Here is a 17422-nt window from a genome sequence, read left to right on the forward strand (position 1 = left end):
CCCATCATGCCAACAACGGGCGCCCCCAGGGTCCGACTATCGCGGCGAGCCGACGCGCTTGTGCCAGTCGCGGATGCGTCGCAGCCGCTCGTGGTGGAGGGCCGCGTCACCGCGGTCGAGCCCCAGGACCAGCGCACCGCCGATCACGACCGTGATCACGGCCGCGACAGTCGTGGTGCCCGCGAGGATCAACGACACCAGCACTGCGGCGGTGAGGGTGACCCCGATGACGGCGAGCCCGTGCCCTCGTCCTGAGCGCTCGCGGATCCAGAGCTCGTCGATGAAGTCGGGCTCGCGTCCGGACACGTCGAGCTCGTGCTCGAGCCACTCGCAGCGCCGCGGAAGCCCGCCCCAGCGCACGTCACGGAAGACCGTGCGGGACGGCGCGTCGTTGACGCGCTTGCTGCGGTGGTAGCCGAACGGGTGCACGGAGCACGTGCGGGACTCGTGCGTCCCCTCGGGCCAGACCCCGCCGCTCATGCGTCGATCCTCGAGTGGTCGAGGCTCGCGGCGCCCGCGATGATGAAGTCGCGGCGTGGCCCCACGTCGTTGCCCATGAGCAGCTCGAACACGCGCTCCGCGGCCGCCGCGTCGGCGCTCGTGACGCGGCGGAGCGTGCGGCGCTCCGGGTCCATGGTGGTCTCGGCCAGCTGATCGGCGTCCATCTCTCCCAGTCCCTTGTAGCGCTGGATGTCCTCCTTGTAGCGGCGACCGGCGCGCTTGAGGTCGCGGAGCGTCTCCTGAAGCTCCTTCTCCGAGTACGTGTAGATGTACTCCTTCTCCCGTCGCGCGGAGCCCGAGACCTCGACCCGGTGCAGCGGCGGCACCGCGGCGAACACCCGGCCGGCGTCGACGAGCGGCCTCATGTAGCGGAAGAAGAGCGTCAGGAGCAGCGTGCGGATGTGCGCGCCGTCGACGTCGGCGTCGGTCATGAGGATGATCTTGCCGTAGCGGGCCTGCTCGAGGTCGAACGTGCGTCCGGACCCCGCCCCGACCACCTGGATGATCGAGGCGCACTCGGCGTTGTGCAGCATGTCCGTGACCGAGGCCTTCTGCACGTTGAGGATCTTGCCGCGGATCGGCAGCAGGGCCTGAAAGTCGGAGCGACGCGCGAGCTTGGCGGTGCCCAGCGCGGAGTCGCCCTCGACGATGAAGAGCTCGGACTGCTCAACGTCGTTGCTCCGGCAGTCCGCGAGCTTCGACGGCAGGGATGACGTCTCGAGCGCGTTCTTGCGCCGCGAGATCTCCTTCTGCTTGCGCGCGGCGACGCGCGCCCGCATCTCCGCGACCACCTTCTCGAGCACGGTGTTGGCCTGGAGCTTCGCGTCCCGCTTGGTCGACGTGAGGATCGCGGTCAGCTCCTGCTCGATCACCTTGGCGACGATCCCGCGCACGGGGCCCGTGCCGAGCACCTCCTTGGTCTGGCCCTCGAACTGCGGCTCCGGGATCCTGACCGTCACCACGGCGGTCAGTCCGGCCATGATGTCGTCCTTCTCGATGCGCTCCGCGCCGTCCTTGCCGGTCAGCTTGAGCCGCCGCGCGTTCGCCTGGATCTGGGCGCGCAGCACCTTCACGATCCCCTGCTCGAAGCCGGCGAGGTGGGTGCCGCCCTTGGGCGTCGCGATGATGTTCACGAACGACCGCGTGTCCGTCTCGTACCCGGTGCCCCAGCGGAGCGCGACGTCGACCTGGCACTCGCGCTCGACCTCTTCGGACACCAGGTGCCCGTTGGGCTTCAGGACCGGGACGGTCTCGCTGTACGTCCCGGAGCCGGTGAGCTCAAGGGTGTCGGTGATCGCCGTGTCCGTCGCGATGAACTCGACGAAGTCCTTCGCGCCGCCCTCGTATCGGAACGACTCCTCGTGCGGGGTGAGCGGGTCGCGCTCGTCGCGGATCACGAGCTCGAGCCCCGGGACCAGGAACGCGGTCTGGCGGGCGCGCACCAGCAGGTCGTCGTAGCTGAAGGACGCGCCCTTGTTGAAGATCTGCCGATCCGCCCAGTAGCGGATGCGCGTGCCCGTGCGCGCCTTGGCGACCTTGCCGACCACGGCGAGCTCGGAGCCCGTGACGAAGGGCTCGAAGGTGCTCTCGGGCGCGGGGCCGGCGGCCGGATCCTTGAAGTAGCCGGGCTCTCCCCGTCGGAAGGCCATGTGATGGGTCTTGCCGCCACGGTCGACCCACACGTCGAGCCGCTCGCTGAGCGCGTTGACGACCGACGCGCCGACGCCGTGGAGGCCGCCGGACGCCGCGTAAGACCCGCCGCCGAACTTGCCTCCCGCGTGGAGCTTGGTCATGACGACCTCGACACCGGTGAGCCCCGTCTTGGGCTCGACGTCCACGGGGATCCCGCGGCCGGAGTCCCGGACCTCGACAGAGTCGTCGCCGTGCAGCACGATCTCGATGCGGTCGCCGAAGCCGCCGAGCGCCTCGTCGACCGAGTTGTCGATGATCTCCCACAGGCAGTGCATGAGGCCACGGGAGTCCGTGGTGCCGATGTACATGCCCGGGCGCTTGCGCACCGCCTCGAGCCCCTCGAGGACGGACAGATGCCGCGCTGAATAGTCGTTCGCCACGCCGAAAGTTTAGTCGCGGGCGCCGACATCCGGGCCCAGCCTCGCCGACGCGGGTCGCCGGGCGGCGCCACCCCGCACGCGCCGTCGATCTCTCGACAGGCCACCTGCCGGCGCTCCGGCCTTGCACATCCTCGCGACCGGGTGTAGGAATAGTCCTGAAACAGTAAAGGTCCCGTAAAGCGCGAGGTGTCCACACCCTCGCAGACCAAGAGGAGCCAACATGACCGCCATCGCCACGGCAAGCACCGGACTCTCCGCCCCCGTGAACGACACGCGCGAGCTGCACCGCCTCGCGACCTCGCCGCTGCGGGCGGAGCGGCTCCTCGCCGCCGCCCATCCGGCGGCCGAGGCGGCGACGCTGGTCTCGCTGGCCCTCGACATCGCGGACTCCGTCCGTGGCGCCGTCGCCGCGAATCCCGCGGCCCCGGGCACCGTCCTGATCGACCTCGCGTACGACACGCACGCCGACGTGCGGCTCGCGGTCGCCGCGAACCCGTCGGCTCCCGCACAGGCGCTGGAGGCGCTCGCCGACGACCCGGTGCCCTTCGTGCGCCTCGCCGCCGCCGCCAGCTGATCTCCCTCCTCCACCGGGCCCCGGGCCGCCGCACCTCCCCCTCGATGCGGCGGCCGGGGGCCCGTCCCGTCCACCGGGAAGAAGCACCGGTGCGGTCACGTTCATCCCGATGAGGAGGCCCCGATGACGCAGTCCACCACCGCCGAGCTCGACATCGAACGGAGCGCGCCCGCGCTCGCCCCGCGACTGGTGGTCGCCGCGGGCGCCCTGGTCGCCATCGTGGGAGCGGCGTGGGGCGCAGGCGCCTTCGGCGGCACTCCCATCGAGGAGGCCGCGGACGGCGCCCTCGCGGCGGACGCCACCCTGCTCGCGCCCGCGACCCCCGCGTTCGGGATCTGGTCCCCGATCTATCTGGGCCTGGCGGTGTTCGCCGTCGTCCAGGCGCTCCCCGCGACCGCCGCCCTCCCCCGGGTGCGCGCGGTCGCGTGGCACCTGCTCGCGGCGATGCTCCTGAACGCCGCGTGGATCGCGGTCGTCCAAGCCGGCCTCCTGTGGGCGTCTGTCGGCGTGCTCGTCGCGATCGTCGCGACGCTGTCGTGGGCGGCGGTGCGCCTCACCCGCCCTGCGCCGCGCGGGTGGATCGACGCCGTGGCCGTCGACGTGCCCACGGGCCTCTACCTCGGGTGGGCGTCCGTGGCGACGGTCGCGAACCTGACCACCGCCGGCGCCGTCCAGCTCGGCGCGGCGCCCGAGGACGGCACCTACCTCGCGACCGCCGTGGTCGCCGCGGTCGCCCTGCTCGTGATCGCGATGGTGCGCGACCTCGCGACCGCGCCGGTCCTCGCCTGGGCGGTCGCCGGCGCGGCGGCCTGGGGCCTGGCGTGGATCGGCGACGGCCGTCTCCGGGGCGAGCCCGCCGACGCCATCGTCGGGTGGGCCGCGCTCGGCGCCGCGGGCATCGTCCTGCTGGCCGTGGCCATCGCCACGGCCGTCGCGGCGTTCCGGGCGCGCCGCCGAGCCTGACGCGTCAGAGTCGGGGACGGAGCCGCTGCGCCGTCATCGCGACGTTGTCGTGCTTGATGAAGAAGCCGAGATCCTGGTAGAGGTGCAGTCCCGCGGGGCTCGCGTGGAGCTCCACCACCTCGATGCCCATCGCATCGGTCAGGTCCAGCAGCGCCTCCATCACCGCACGCGCGTAGCCGCGGCGCTGATGCTGAGGCGCGGTGGAGACCCACTGGATGTAGCCCATCCGTTCCGCCTGGGCGCCGGGGCGCGCGAGGCGCGGCGCGACGTTCACGAGGCCGCAGGCCGCGAGGCCGCCCTCCTCCGCATCGATCACCACGCCGAACAGGTCCGTGCCCAGGCGCGCCCTCACGGTCCGTGCCGACTCCGCCGCCCACGAGGGCGTGGGCCGCGCGCCGACGGCCTTGTACATGAGTGCGCCGAGGTGGACGATCTCGGCGGAGTCGTCCGGGCGCGCCTGACGGACCTGGGCCACCTCAGCGCCAGGCGACGGCGACGACGATGTTGAGCAGCGTCAGCGCGCCGACGATCCAGTAGGCCGCGCCCGGCTCCGCGCGCTTGCGGGTCGCCTCCGCCACTCCAGCGACGGCCAGCGCGATGACCAGCTTGAACGCGATCTTGACGTGGTCGGGCTCGTGGTCGGACGCGTAGGCGACGCCGACGAGGGCGAGGCCCGTCACGATCTGCGCGCGGGCGCCCCACACCATCGCGGTGGTGATGCGCTTGGTGCGCGCGCGGAGCTGATCGAGGAAGGGACCGAGGATCGCCGCGAGGCCGACGAAGTGAACGATCAGCAGGACGATGCGCAGGACGGTCACGGGGGCTCCTCACGATGGCGGGCTGGCAGGGCACGATGCTAGCGCGGACGGGGCGCCCTCGACCCCTAGGCTTGCGCCGTGCCCGCACGACTGCGCTCCCCCGGCCTCGGTGCCGCCTACGCGCTCACCGCGGCAGCGCTGTTCGGCATCAACGGCTCCATCTCGAAGGTCGTGATGGCGGCCGGGATCACTCCGCCCCAGCTGACCTTCATGCGGGTGCTCGCCACCACCGTGATCGCGGGCGGCGTGCTGCTGGTCACCGATCGCGCCCAGTTCCGCGTCACGCGCGGCGAGCTGGCCCGGCTCGCGCTGCTCGGCGTGGCGGGCCTCGCCATGATCCAGTGGATGTACTCGGTCGCGATCGCGCGGCTCCCGGTCGGGGTCGCGCTGCTCTTCGAGTACACCGCCGTCGTGATGGTCGCGGTGGTCGCCTTCGCGGTGTTCAGGGAGCGGGTGCACCGCCGCCTGTGGCTCGCGATCGTCGGCGTGCTCGCCGGTCTCGCGGTGGTGGCGCAGGTGTGGGACTCCCACCTCGACGCGCTCGGCGTCGCCGCCGGGCTCGGGGCCGCGGTCTGCTACGCCTTCTACTTCCTCGCCGGCGAGCGCGGCGTGACGCGCCGGCCTCCCATGGCGATCGCGTTCTGGGCGTCGCTGTTCGCCACGGCGTTCTGGGCCCTGCTCTCGGGGTGGTGGCGCGTCGAGCCCGCGCTGCTCACCGGTTCCGTCTCTCTCGACGGCGCCCTCTCCGCGGTGGTCGTGCCGATGTGGGTGCCGCTGCTGTGGATCGCGGTGCTGGGCGGGTTCGCGCCCTTCACGCTGATCCTCACCTCGCTGCGCCACATCAGCGCGACCGCGTCGGGGATCATCGCCAGCTCCGAGGTGCTGTTCGCCTTCCTGGTGGCCTGGCTGTGGCTGGGCGAGACCCTCGCCCCGGTGCCGCTCGCGGGCGCCGCCGTGGTGCTGATCGCGATCGTGGTGGCGCAGACCGCCCGCACGGAGCGGACACCCACGCCGGAGGTGCCGCCCGAGGTCCCCTAGGACCCGGTCGCCCCCGAAGATAGGGCACCTGCCCGATGTGCGACGGGTGCCTTAGGGCGGAGCGTAGGTGGCGTCGATGAAGCGGCGCACGACCGCTTCCGACAGGGGGAGCCATCATGAACGACCTGACCGCCAACGGCCTGTACATCACCACCCGCGCCGCCTCGCTCGACTCCGCCGCGGAGGTGCGGCGTCGCCAGCTCGAGCGCCTCGAGGACGCGCCTCGACCCAGCCGCCGTCGACCCCTCCGTGAGTGGTTCTCCCACCCCGTCCGTGCCGTGCTGCCACACCACGGCGGGCGTGCCGCCGCCGCGTAGCGGCCTTCCCGTCGGCGCGGTTCGGTGCGACGATGGACCGGTGGCGCGCACCGCGCCCGGTCCTCCGCCGCGCCGACGGGAGGCACCGGTCGCGAGCCCTTCCCGGAGGCCACCGCCTCCGCGGGGTGGGCGCGGGCCGCGCATGGGGAGGGGAGGACCCGTGAGCACCGTTCCGACAGCGCCGCGGATGGTGGGCCGAGACCGCGAGCTCGGCGCGCTCCTCGACGCCGTCGCGTCGGGCCGCGCCGGAGAGCCGTCCACGGTGCTCGTCCGCGGCGAGGCGGGCATCGGCAAGACCCGCCTGGTCACGGACCTGGTGGACCGTGCCCGGGAGATGCCGGGCACCGTGGTCGCCTCGGGCAGCTGCGTCGACCTGGGACCCATCGGTGCGCCGTTCACCTCGGTGCGGCGTCTCCTCCACGAGCTGGTCGAGGCGCTCGGGCTCGAGGCGGTGGCCGCGGCGGCAGGGAGCCCGCGCGTGCGGGCGACGCTCGCCCGGCTGATCCCGGAGCTCGACGAGGGCGAGGAGCCGCCGCCCGCCAGCGGGGCCGACTACGTGGCCGAGGCGATCGAGCGCGTGCTCGAGAACCTGTCGGTCGACCAGCACCTGCTCCTGGTCCTCGAGGATCTGCACTGGGCGGACGACGCGACCCGGGCCCTCCTGCGGACGCTGGCCGGCACCCTCCGGGCGAGCAGGCTCACGCTGGTGCTCACCTACCGGCCGGAGGACGTCGGTCGGGGGCATCCGCTGCGCGAGGTGCTCGCGGACCTCGAGCGGCGCCGGGGCGTGAGCCTGATCGATCTGCACCGGCTCACCCGCGAGCAGGTCGCGTCGCAGCTTCGCGAGCTGCAGGGGACGGAGCCGGGCGCCGCGGTGGTGGCGTCGGTGCTCCGACGGTCCGAGGGCGTGCCGTTCTTCGTCGAGGAGCTCGCCGGCGGCGACGGCGACGATGCCGCGGGAACCCTCCGCGACATCGTCCTCGCCCGGTACGACCGCCTTCCCGGTGCCGCACGGGCCGTCGCCCGGCTCATGAGCGTCGCGGGCGAGCGGATCGATGACGCGCTCCTGCGCGAGGCGTGGGACGGCGAGGAGGCGCAGCGGCTCGAGGGACTGCGGCAATGCCTCGACGCCGGTGCCCTGACAGCCGACGAGGCGGGCTTCGCCTTCCACCATGCGCTGCTGCGCGAGGCGGTCTATCAGGACCTGCTGCCGAGCGAGCGCACCGAGGCGCACCGCCGGCTCGCACGGATCGAGCAGGACCGGGTCGACGCGGGCGACACCGCGCGTGCCGCCGCGGCCTCCCACCACTGGCTGGCCGCGCAGGACGTCGACCGCGCCTTCGCCGCGATCGTCACCGCGCTCGACGAGGCGCGCGCCGCCTACGCGGTGGTGTCAGCGGCCCGGCTCGGCGAGCAGCTCCTCGACCTGTGGGACCGGGTCGACTCCCCTGCGGCGCGGCTGGGCATGAGCGCGCTGGAGCTGCGCTGCCAGGTGGCCGAGGACCTGTACGACGCGGGCGAGAGCGTCTCCGCGATGCGCGCTGTCGACGAGGCGCTCGCCGTCGCGCCCGCGACGGGAGCCGCGATCGAGCGCGCGCGACTCCACGCGACCGCGATGGCGCTCACGGCGGAGCATGTCGGGCGCTCCGGCGTGCCGGCTCACCTCGAGGAGATCGAGCGCCTGCTCGGCGACCGGACCGACGCCGCCGCGCTGCCGTTGCGCGTCGGGGCCCTGGCGGCTCGAGCGGTTCGGTCGGACTCCCCTCGGGGCGCGGTGCTCGCGGACGACTGCGTCGCCCTCGCCCGCACCGCCGGCAGCCCCGAGACGCTGTCGATGGCCCTGTGCAAGCGCGCGGTGGTCAATCGCAAGCGGAGCAGGTACGAGGATGCGATCGCCGACCTCCGCGCCGCGCTCACGATGGACGCGGGAGCGGTGCTGTGGGGACGGTGCGCGACCGCCAACCTGGTGGACGTCCTCAACCAGATGGGGCGGTACGACGAGGCGGTGGCAGCCGGTCTGGCGACGCTCGATGAGGCGATCGAGGCCGGGCTCGAGCGACGCATCGGCGCCCCGATCCTCGCCAACGTGGCCGAGGCGCTGGTGAACGCGGGACGGACGGACGAGGCGATGCCGCACCTGCGCCGCGCGCGCGCCCTGCTCGCGGGGGACTCGCCACGCTGGGGGGACTTCCTGGTCGAGATCGAGGCGACCGCGCTGCTCTGGGACGGGCGCATCGACGAGGCCTCGGAGGTGATCGAGGGGCCGGACGTCCCGCCCGCGGTCGAGGACGATGCCGAGGCGGCCTTCAACCGGGCGGCGATCCTGGTCGAGGCGGAGACCGCGCGTGCGATGGAGAGCCCGCCCGTCGCCGCCCGCGCGCACGCCACGAGCGCGCTCGGTCGCGCGTCCGCGCTGTCCACGGAGGAGGCGCGCGCCGAGCCCGACGCCGCGGCACGGCTCCTGGTCGCGGCGAGCCGCGCGATCGCCGTGGCGCGCGCCGCGCGGCTGGATCCCGACGACAGCCTCGTCGCGAGCGTCCACGAGGTCGCGGCGGCGCTCCCCCGCCATCCGGCGATGGCGGCCTGGGCCCGGACCGCCGACGCGCTCGTGGCCGAGGCACCGGCCGAGACCTGGGGCGACATCGCCCGAGCGGCCGACGGCAACGCGCCGGTCCGGCTCGTCCTCGAGGCGCGGCTGTGGGAGGCGCTCGCGCTGCGACGCGAGGGCCGCCGCGCGGATGCTCGGGAGGCGTTCGACGCGCTGGCGCGTCATCCCGATGCCGGGCGCGCTCCTCTGGTCCTGCGATGGGCGGAACGGGAGACCGCCGGCACGGCGCTGCAGACCGCGGGCCCCTCGCTGACCGCGCGCGAGGGCGAGGTCCTCGCCCTGCTGGCGGCCGGCCTGACGAATCCCGAGATCGGCGACCGGCTCGTGATCTCGCGCAAGACCGTCAGCGTCCACGTCTCCGCGATCCTCGCGAAGCTCGGCGCGGCCAACCGTACCGAGGCCGCCGCGTACTACGCCGGCCTGGACCGGACGCCCGCCTCGGCCTGAATGCGGGCCGACGCACGCGCTCGCCCCGGACGCGGCTGAGGTGCCCCGTCGCCGAAGATAGGGCATCCACCCCATGCCCGACGTGCGCCTTAGGGAGCACCGTGAGCGGTGTCACCGCAGCGGCACCCGGCCGGTCGGGACAACGGGGAGTCATCATGCACCAGCTCATCGCCAACGACCTCTACCTCGAGCGCCGCGCCGCCGGCGTCGCTGCCGCCGCGGAGCTCCGGCGGTCGCGGCTCGAGGGCCTCGACGGCGACGGGCCCGCACGTCGCCGTCGGTTCCTCAGCGACTGGTTCGGGCGGCCCGCACGGCCCGCCGCGGCCCCCGGCCGCTGGGGCTCCCTCGGTCGCGTGGGGTCGCGCCTCGCGCCACGTGCGGCCTGGAGCGTTTCGGACGGGGATGTCACGATATGACCATGAACGCGATCGCGCCCGCCGGCCGGATGGTGGGGCGCCGTCAGCAGGCGGACACCATCCGCGCCGCCGTGCGCGACGGCGCCGAGGGCCGGCCGCGCGTGCTCGTGGTGCGCGGCGAGGCGGGCATCGGCAAGTCCCGGCTGATCACGGAGATGCTCGCCGAGGCGGCCGCGGACGAGGCCGGCGTGCCGCGCGCGATCGCCGTGGGCCACTGCGTCGACATGGGGCCGATCGCGGCACCGTTCACGCCGTTCCGGCACGCGTTGCGCGCGCTGATGGACGCGGTGGGAGTCGACGCGTTCCGGGCCGCCGCCGGCGGCACCGCCACGCTCGTGCCGATCGGCTCGCTGCTGCCCGAGCTCGCGCCGGACGAGCCCGAGCGCTCGCGGGCCACCGCCGAGGTCGCGGAGGCGATCGAGGTGCTGGTCGAGAACCTCACCGCAGACGTCCACGCGATCGTGGTGCTGGAGGACCTCCACTGGGCGGACCCCGCGTCCCTCGCGCTCGTGGCCACCTTGGCGGCGACGCTGCGCGCGACGCACCTCACGCTGGTCCTGACGTACCGCTCGGACGACGTGGGCCGAGGCCACCCGCTGCGCGCGGTCCTCGCCGAGCTCGAACGCAACCGGGCGGTCGCGACCGTCGACGTCGCACCGTTGTCCGCCGAGGAGATCGAGGACCAGGCGCACCAGATCATGGGGCGGCCTCCCACCGCTCGCGAGCTCGCCGAGCTGGTGGCGCGCACGGATGGGGTGCCGTTCTTCGTCGAGGAGCTGCTGGACCTCCCTCCGGGGCCGCTGCCCGACTCGCTGCGCGACGTGGTGCTCGCGCGCTACGACCGCCTGGCGACGGGAGCGCGCTCGGTGGCGAAGCTGGCGGCCGTGGCGGGGATGCGGGTCGACGACGAGACCCTCGGACTCGTCTGGCAGGGCGACCCGGAAGGGCTGGTCGACGGTCTGCAGGCGTGCGTCGCCGCCCATCTGCTCGTGGTCGACGGCGCCGGCTACACGTTCCGTCACGCACTCGTGCACGAGGCCGTCTACCAGGGGCTGCTGCCCTCGGAGCGGGCTCGTCACCACGCCGCGATCGCGGAGGCCCTCGAGGCACGCGCCGCGCGCGGCGAGCGCGAGCTCGCGGCCGGCATCGCCGCGCACTGGTTCGGCGCGCGGGACGCAGCACGGGCCTTCGACGCGACGGTGGCCGCCCTCGCCGAGGCACGCGACACCCATGCGTTCGAGACGTGCGCCCAGCTGGGCGAGCGGGTGCTCGAACTGTGGCGCGCCGTGGAGGATCCGGCGGGCCGGGCCGGCCGCAGCCGTGCGGCGCTCGCCGCGGACATCGCGCGCGACTACTTCGCCGCCGGCCGCAAGCGCGACGCACTGACGGTCGTCGACGACGCGCTGGACGCCTGCACCGAGGCGACGGCGTTCGAGCGCGCCGCGCTGCACCAGGTCGCCACGCGGGTGTCGTGCGAGGCGGACGGCTGCGGGTGCGGGGTCGACCACCTCGCGCAGCTGGAGAAGATCGTCAAGGACTCGGCCGACCCGGAGCTCGCTCCGCTGCGCGCGAACGCGCTCGCGATGCGCGCGGTCCACCGCGAGCGCGCCGAGGACGGCCTCGGCCTGTCCGACGAGGCGCTCGCGATCGCGGAGGCGGTGGGCGACCGTCACACGCTGGGGCCGGTCCTGCGCCTGCGGGGCATCGTCCTCCAGACGCTCGGCAGGAACGACGAGGTGATGGCGACCCTCGCGCGCGCGACCGAGGTCGACGGCCCCGACTCCGAGACGGGACTCATCGCGAGGAACAACCGCGTGGACCAGCTGATGGTCATGGGCCGGTACGCCGAGGCCGTCGACGCGGGGCTGCGCGCCATCGAGCAGGCGATCGCCGCCGGCCGCGAGCGCTCCTGCGGCGGCTACATCCACGCGAACGTCGCGGAGGCGCTCGCGGCCCGCGGACGCGTCGACGAGGCCTTCACGCACGCGCACCGCGCGAGCGTGCTGTGGCGGGGCGAGTCGGGGCGCTGGCTGTCGATCGCACAGCGCGCCGAGGCCGGGGCGCTCCTGTGGGACGGCGACACCGAGCGCTTCCTCGCGATCGCCGCCGAGCTGCGGCCGGTGGTGCAGGCGATCGAGGACGACGTCGAGGAGACCGCGAACTGGGCGCGGCTGGGCATCGACGCCGCCGTGTCCCACGCGCTCACCACCGGCGGCGTCGAGCGGCGGCGCGCCGTGACGCAGGCGCTCGAGACCGCGCGAGTGCTCGCGAACCCGGATCTGCCCGAGCACGCCGTCGTGGTGCGGGACCTCCTGGTGTCCGGTGGCCGCGTCCTGGCGCTCGCCGCGGAATGGGGCATCGAGGCCGACCCTGCTCTCGAGGCGGGCCTGCGCGCCACGGTCGACAGGTTCCCCGCGGACCGCTGGACGCGGCCGATGCACGCGACGATGCGCGCGTACCTCGCCGATCTCGCGGGTGACGGCGACCGGCTCTCGCGGTGGACCGCGGTGCGGGACGCGACGGCGGTGGAGGGCGGGCGGGTCGCGCTCGCGCTCACCGCGCGCTACGAGCACGCACGAGCCTTGCTGGACGCGGGCGCACGCGCGGAGGCGATCGCCTCGCTCACCGCGCTCGTCGACGACGCCGAGGAGCAGCACACCCGGCTCGTCGCCGGATGGGCGCGCTCCACGCTGGCGCGGCTCGGCGCGGGCGGACACGGATCCGACGACGATGCCGGCGTCGGGCTCACCCCGCGCGAGCGGGAGGTCCTCGAGCTCATCGCCGAGGGCCTCACCAACGTGCAGATCGGCCAGCGCCTGTTCATCTCGCCCAAGACGGCGAGCGTGCACGTCTCGTCGATCCTCGCCAAGCTCGGTGCGGCGAATCGCGCGGAGGCGGCGGCCTGGTTCGCCGCGGAGGGGACCCGGTCACGAGCGTGAGCGCCCGGCCTCCCCTCGCGCGCAGGGGTCGATCACCGTTGAGGCGCCCGCTCCGCGCGCGAGGGCGAGGTGCTCGCCCTGCTGGCGGCCGGCCTGGACCGGACGCCCGCCTCGGCCTGAACCTCGGCCGGCAAGCCATCTAGCAGGACTGATCGCCAGCGACCCCTCGACTGCAACGCTCGAGTGCGGCACCATGGGGAGATGGCCGTCGCCCCGTTGGCCGCCAGAATGGTGGGCCGCGACACCGAGCTGGCCGCGCTCCTGGACCTGTGCGCCGCCGGGCGCGCAGGCGAGCCTCGAACCGCTCTCATCCGTGGCGAGGCCGGGATCGGCAAGACGCGGCTCCTGCGGGAGTGCCTCGAGCGCGCGGCTCGCGGCTACGAAGTCGAGCCGGTCGTCGCGACGAGCCATTGCATCGACCTCGGGCCCGTCGGCGCTCCACTCACGCCCATCCGCAGGCTGCTGCGGGACTGCTGCGCGCGGGTCGGGGCTGACGCGATCGAGGCGGCATCGGGGACGCCTGCGATCATCGCGGCCCTCGCGACGCTGGTGCCGGAGCTCGCCAGCGGGCCGTCGGCGCCGCTGACAGGAGGCGCCGACTACATCCCCGAGGCGATCGAGACCCTGGTCGAGGGCCTGTCACGTGACCGACACCTGATCCTCGCCGTCGAGGACATCCATTGGGCGGATGCGGCCACCCTGGCGGTGCTGCGCGTGCTGGCGACCACCCCGCGTGCGACGCATCTGACGCTGCTGCTGACCTACCGTACCGACGACGTCGACCGCGGCCCGGACATGGCCGCATGGCTTGCCGAGATGCAGCGCGCCAGGACGGTCACCACGATCGATATCAGCCGTCTCCGTGCCGAGCAGGTGGCGGCGCACGCCGGCCAGATCCTCGACCGGGAGCCGACCTCGACCGAGGTCGCCACCCTCATGGAGCGCAGCGAGGGCGTCCCGTTCTTCGTCGAGGAGCTGCTCGGCCTTCCGGAGCACGCGCTGCCCTCGTCGTTGCGCGAGGTGGTGCTCGCCCGTGTGGGGCGGCTCGAGGACCCCGGTCGCGCGGTGGTCCGCGTGGCGGCGGTCGCCGGCGCACGGCTCGAGCACGACGATCTCGCCTCAGCGTGGCCGGGCGAGGTGCCGGAGCTGACCGCGGGGCTTCACGCGGCGATCGCCGCCGGCATCCTCGGCGCCGAGGGCGACGGCTACGTCTTCCGCCACGCGCTGATCCGGGAGGCGGTGTACGAGCAGCTCCTGCCCCACGAGCGCAAGGACCTGCATCGCGCGTATGCGTCGGACCTCCAGAGGCGTCTGGACGGCGGCGATGCGGGCGCCGCAGCGCCCGCGGCCGCGCACTGGCGTGCCGCCGACGATCCCGACGCGGCGTTCGCGGCGACCGTCGCCGCGGTCGCCCATGCGCGGGCGACGCTCGCCGTCGACATCGCCGCACGGCTGGGCGAGCAGCTGGTCGGTCTGTGGGGCCGGGTGCCGCGTGCCGCGGAGGTCGCGGGGGCGGATCTCGCGCACGTCCGGCGGGCGATCGCACAGGACTACCTCGATGCGCACGAGGTGCGCGCGTGCCTGCGCGTGATCGACGACGCGCTCGCGGCGGCGCCCGTCTCCGATGCCGAGACGCGGGTGCCCCTGATCCTCATGGAGATCCGGGTCGCCCGGGAGACGGAGCGCCGTCTCGACAGGGCCGCACGGCTCGACGAGCTCGACTCCCTCATCAGCGGTCGCAACGACGCCGAGGCCGAGCTCTGGCGCGCCCAGTCGGTGACCTGGCGCGCGTCATGCTCGCGCGGAGCCGAGAGCGACGCGCTCCACGACCGAGCCGTCGCCCTCGCCTCGGCGACCGGCGACGCGCGCGTGCTCGCCTTCGCGAAGCTCATGCGCGCGAAGAACTGCTGGTCGACGGGTCACCTCGAGAGGGCTCACGCGGACCTGGCCGAGGTGCTGGAGCTGTGCCCAGAGCCCGATGACACCCGGCTGCTGGCCGTCAACAACATCGTCTGCAACCACCTGCAGGCGGGACGGTTCGGTGCAGCCGTCGATCTCGGACTCGCGACCGTGGCTCTGGTGACGGAGGCCGGTCGCGAGCGGGCCGGGGCGCACATCCTCTCGAACACGGCCGAGGGGATCATCGCCTCGGGCCGTCTCGAGGAGGGCATCGCGGCGGCGCGCCGCTCCGTCAGCCTCTCCCGCGGCGACTCCGTGCAGATCGTCCTCAACGCGAAGCAGATCGAGGGGCTCGGCCTGGCGTGGGACGGGCGCCTCGAGGAGTACGACCGCCTGATCGCGCTCGAGACGTCGGTCGCGCAGGACACGCAGCTGGACCTGCAGTGGATCGGGGTGTGGCACCAGCTCCGCGTCGACGCGGCCGTGGTCCGGGCGATGGCGTCTGCGCCCGCGGCCCGCGCCGCCCTCCTCAGCCAAGCGATGTCGCTGGTCGATCCGCTCGGCACCGCCGAGGCCGAGCACGCGCCGGGCGATCTGGACGTGCTGGTGGTCTCCGCGGCGGCGCTGATGGGCGCTGCCGCGCGCGTGGGCGTCGAGGTGCCCGCGGACCGTGTGGCGACCATCCGGAGCATCGCCACGCAGCTGGGCCGCCATCCGTGGTTCCGGTCGTCGTTGGTCCTCACGGAAGCCCACCTCGGCGACGCGACGCGATCCCCGGATCGCGTCGAGAGGTGGCGGCTCGCGGTCGCCGAATGCGCGCGAGGCCGGGTGCCGCGCCGCCACGTGCACCACTCGCGCTACCTGCTGGCGGACGCATTGCTCGACCACGGCTCACGGGACGAGGCGGTGGACCTGCTGAGCGCCGTCGCGGCGGAGGCGCCCCCCGACGGCGTCGGGGCCGTCGGGGCGTGGGCGACGGAGCTGCTGACGCGCCTGGGCCGATCCGGGCCGGACCTCCAGGTCGACGGACCGCTCACGGAACGTGAGACCCAGGTGCTCGACCTGGTCGCGGAGGGCCTCTCCAACGGGGAGATCGGCGAGCGGCTGTTCATCTCGCGGAAGACCGTCAGCGTCCACGTCTCGTCGATCCTCGCCAAGCTCGGCGTCGCCAACCGCACCGAGGCCGCCGCCTATCACCACGCCTCCGGACGCGGCTGAGGCGCCCTCCCCGGAGCGGGCGAGGGCGCCTCAGCGCGTCGTGAGCGGGTGTCAGTCGAGGTAGTCGCGCAGCACCTGGGAGCGCGACGGGTGACGCAGCTTCGACATGGTCTTCGACTCGATCTGGCGGATGCGCTCGCGCGTCACGCCGAACACGCGACCGATCTCGTCGAGGGTCTTCGGCTGGCCGTCGGTGAGGCCGAAGCGCATGCCGACCACGCCTGCCTCGCGCTCGCTCAGCGTGTCCATGACCTTGGACAGCTCCTCCTGGAGCAGCGTGAAGCCCACGGCGTCCGCGGGCACGACCGCCTCGGAGTCCTCGATGAGGTCGCCGAACTCGCTGTCGCCGTCCTCGCCGAGCGGCGTGTGCAGGGAGATGGGCTCGCGGCCGTACTTCTGGACCTCGACCACCTTCTCGGGCGTCATGTCGAGCTCCTTGGCGAGCTCCTCCGGGGTCGGCTCGCGGCCCAGGTCCTGCAGCATCTGGCGCTGCACACGGGCGAGCTTGTTGATGACCTCGACCATGTGCACCGGGATGCGGATGGTGCGGGCCTGATCGGCCATGGCGCGCGTGATCGCCTGGCGGATCCACCAGGTCGCGTAGGTCGAGAACTTGTAGCCCTTGGTGTAGTCGAACTTCTCGACCGCACGGATCAGACCGAGGTTGCCCTCCTGGATCAGGTCCAGGAACAGCATGCCGCGGCCCGTGTAGCGCTTGGCGAGCGACACGACCAGACGGAGGTTCGCCTCGAGCAGGTGGTTCTTGGCGTGACGACCGTCGTTCGCGATCCACTCGAGCTCGCGCCGCAGCTTGGGCGCCAGCTTCTCGCCGGAGCCCAGCTTCTCCTCAGCGAACAGGCCCGCCTCGATGCGCTTGGCGAGGTCGACCTCCTGCTCGGCGTTCAGCAGCGCGACCTTGCCGATCTGCTTGAGGTAGTCCTTCACCGGGTCGGCCGTCGCGCCGGCCGTCATCACCTGCTGGACCGGTGCGTCGTCGTCACCCGTGCCGAGCACGAAGCCGCGCGACTCGTCCTCGCCGCCCTCCTTGCCCGCGGGAGCCTCGGAGTCCTCGGTCACCTCGTCGTCGCTCGGCCCGCCGTCGGACGGGTCGGTCTCGTCCTCGGCCGGCTCGGCGTCGGCCTCGGAACCCTTGGCCTTCGCGGAGGCCCTGCCCCGGCCCTTGGCGGGGGTCGTCGCCCCGGCGGCAGGCTTCTTGGCGGCGGCGCGCTTGGCGGCAGGCTTCTTCGGAGCCGCAGTCTCGGCGTCGGCGCCCTCGGGGGCCTCCGGCTCGGCGGCCTTGGCTGCGCTCGCCTTGCGCGCCGCTGCCTTGGGCGCGGTCGTCGTGGTGGCGGTGGTCTTGGAAGCGGCGGCGGTAGTCGTGGCCTTCTCCTTCATCATGGTGCTGTCGGCGTGCGGCAGCGCGTCGGTCGAACTGCGGGGGGCGTCCGTCTGGTCCTGGCGTTCGCCACGAGGGCGGCTATGGTCGCCGGAGACGGACCGGCTCGACTGCTTCGGCGACACGACTACCCTCTCGACCTGTCACGGAGTGGATGGTGAGGCTGCGCTGTTCGCCTCGCGCAAATCCATTAGATTGTAACGCCCGATCGACCCG

General features: G+C 73.7%; 13 protein-coding genes. 8 read left to right on the forward strand and 5 right to left on the reverse strand.

Annotated elements, in window-relative coordinates; all coding sequences use genetic code 11:
* Positions 1-36: 36 nt before the first annotated feature.
* Positions 37-480 (reverse strand): hypothetical protein, encoded by a 444-nt coding sequence (locus QQX13_RS01390; protein ID WP_301152225.1) that lies wholly within the window; start codon positions 478-480, stop codon positions 37-39.
* The gene (locus QQX13_RS01395) at positions 477-2573 is read right to left on the reverse strand and encodes a DNA gyrase/topoisomerase IV subunit B (protein WP_301144375.1); all 2097 of its coding nucleotides are present in this window, start codon (positions 2571-2573) and stop codon (positions 477-479) included. Before QQX13_RS01395 ends, QQX13_RS01390 begins: the two co-directional genes overlap by 4 nt.
* A gap of 220 nt (positions 2574-2793) precedes the next feature.
* On the opposite strand from QQX13_RS01395, the gene QQX13_RS01400 reads away from it, so the two are divergent.
* Positions 2794-3147 carry a hypothetical protein gene (locus tag QQX13_RS01400; protein WP_301144376.1) on the forward strand — a complete coding sequence of 118 codons (354 nt, stop codon included), beginning with the start codon at positions 2794-2796 and terminating at the stop codon, positions 3145-3147.
* A 123-nt stretch (positions 3148-3270) separates the two neighbouring features.
* Complete coding sequence (locus QQX13_RS01405; protein ID WP_301152226.1) at positions 3271-4110, forward strand: TspO-related membrane protein; 840 nt, start codon at positions 3271-3273, stop codon at positions 4108-4110.
* 4 nt (positions 4111-4114) lie between these two features.
* Here the strand turns inward: QQX13_RS01405 and QQX13_RS01410 are convergent, their stop codons facing one another.
* Together QQX13_RS01410 and QQX13_RS01415 are read right to left on the reverse strand one after the other, a co-directional pair.
* The gene (locus tag QQX13_RS01410) at positions 4115-4585 is read right to left on the reverse strand and encodes a GNAT family N-acetyltransferase (RefSeq protein ID WP_301144378.1); all 471 of its coding nucleotides are present in this window, start codon (positions 4583-4585) and stop codon (positions 4115-4117) included.
* A gap of 1 nt (position 4586) precedes the next feature.
* On the reverse strand, positions 4587-4928 hold the full coding sequence (locus tag QQX13_RS01415) for a hypothetical protein (protein WP_301152227.1): 342 nt from the start codon (positions 4926-4928) through the stop codon (positions 4587-4589).
* A gap of 78 nt (positions 4929-5006) precedes the next feature.
* Here QQX13_RS01415 and QQX13_RS01420 point away from each other — a divergent pair, with 78 nt between their 5' ends.
* The 6 genes from QQX13_RS01420 (at position 5007) to QQX13_RS01445 (ending at position 15810) form a co-directional block, all read left to right on the forward strand.
* Positions 5007-5966: an EamA family transporter gene (locus QQX13_RS01420; RefSeq protein WP_301152228.1), complete on the forward strand. Its 960-nt coding sequence runs from the start codon at positions 5007-5009 to the stop codon at positions 5964-5966.
* Between the two features lie 116 nt (positions 5967-6082).
* A complete protein-coding gene (locus tag QQX13_RS01425) occupies positions 6083-6283 on the forward strand; it encodes a hypothetical protein (protein WP_301152229.1) in 201 nt (66 codons plus the stop codon).
* A 160-nt stretch (positions 6284-6443) separates the two neighbouring features.
* On the forward strand, positions 6444-9338 hold the full coding sequence (locus tag QQX13_RS01430) for a helix-turn-helix transcriptional regulator (protein ID WP_301152231.1): 2895 nt from the start codon (positions 6444-6446) through the stop codon (positions 9336-9338).
* A 155-nt stretch (positions 9339-9493) separates the two neighbouring features.
* Positions 9494-9754, forward strand: coding sequence for a hypothetical protein (locus QQX13_RS01435; RefSeq protein WP_301144383.1), 261 nt, complete (start codon positions 9494-9496; stop codon positions 9752-9754).
* A 2-nt stretch (positions 9755-9756) separates the two neighbouring features.
* Complete coding sequence (locus tag QQX13_RS01440) at positions 9757-12693, forward strand: helix-turn-helix transcriptional regulator (RefSeq protein ID WP_301144384.1); 2937 nt, start codon at positions 9757-9759, stop codon at positions 12691-12693.
* A 201-nt stretch (positions 12694-12894) separates the two neighbouring features.
* Complete coding sequence (locus QQX13_RS01445; protein WP_301144385.1) at positions 12895-15810, forward strand: helix-turn-helix transcriptional regulator; 2916 nt, start codon at positions 12895-12897, stop codon at positions 15808-15810.
* 51 nt (positions 15811-15861) lie between these two features.
* On the opposite strand, the gene QQX13_RS01450 is transcribed toward QQX13_RS01445, so the two are convergent.
* Entirely contained in the window at positions 15862-17331 is a 1470-nt protein-coding gene (locus tag QQX13_RS01450; protein WP_301144386.1) for an RNA polymerase sigma factor, read from the reverse strand.
* Between the last annotated feature and the right edge of the window lie 91 nt (positions 17332-17422).

Source organism: Demequina lignilytica (genome assembly GCF_030418375.1).
Taxonomy (GTDB): domain Bacteria; phylum Actinomycetota; class Actinomycetes; order Actinomycetales; family Demequinaceae; genus Demequina; species Demequina lignilytica.

What these genes read in the sequence shown, in the direction of transcription:
- QQX13_RS01390 (WP_301152225.1), bottom strand. Translation starts at nt 480, where the DNA reads ATGAGCGGCGGGGTCTGGCCCGAGGGGACGCACGAGTCCCGCACGTGC.
- QQX13_RS01400 (WP_301144376.1), top strand. Translation starts at nt 2,794, where the DNA reads ATGACCGCCATCGCCACGGCAAGCACCGGACTCTCCGCCCCCGTGAAC.
- QQX13_RS01405 (WP_301152226.1), top strand. Translation starts at nt 3,271, where the DNA reads ATGACGCAGTCCACCACCGCCGAGCTCGACATCGAACGGAGCGCGCCC.
- QQX13_RS01425 (WP_301152229.1), top strand. Translation starts at nt 6,083, where the DNA reads ATGAACGACCTGACCGCCAACGGCCTGTACATCACCACCCGCGCCGCC.
- QQX13_RS01435 (WP_301144383.1), top strand. Translation starts at nt 9,494, where the DNA reads ATGCACCAGCTCATCGCCAACGACCTCTACCTCGAGCGCCGCGCCGCC.
- QQX13_RS01440 (WP_301144384.1), top strand. Translation starts at nt 9,757, where the DNA reads ATGAACGCGATCGCGCCCGCCGGCCGGATGGTGGGGCGCCGTCAGCAG.
- QQX13_RS01445 (WP_301144385.1), top strand. Translation starts at nt 12,895, where the DNA reads ATGGCCGTCGCCCCGTTGGCCGCCAGAATGGTGGGCCGCGACACCGAG.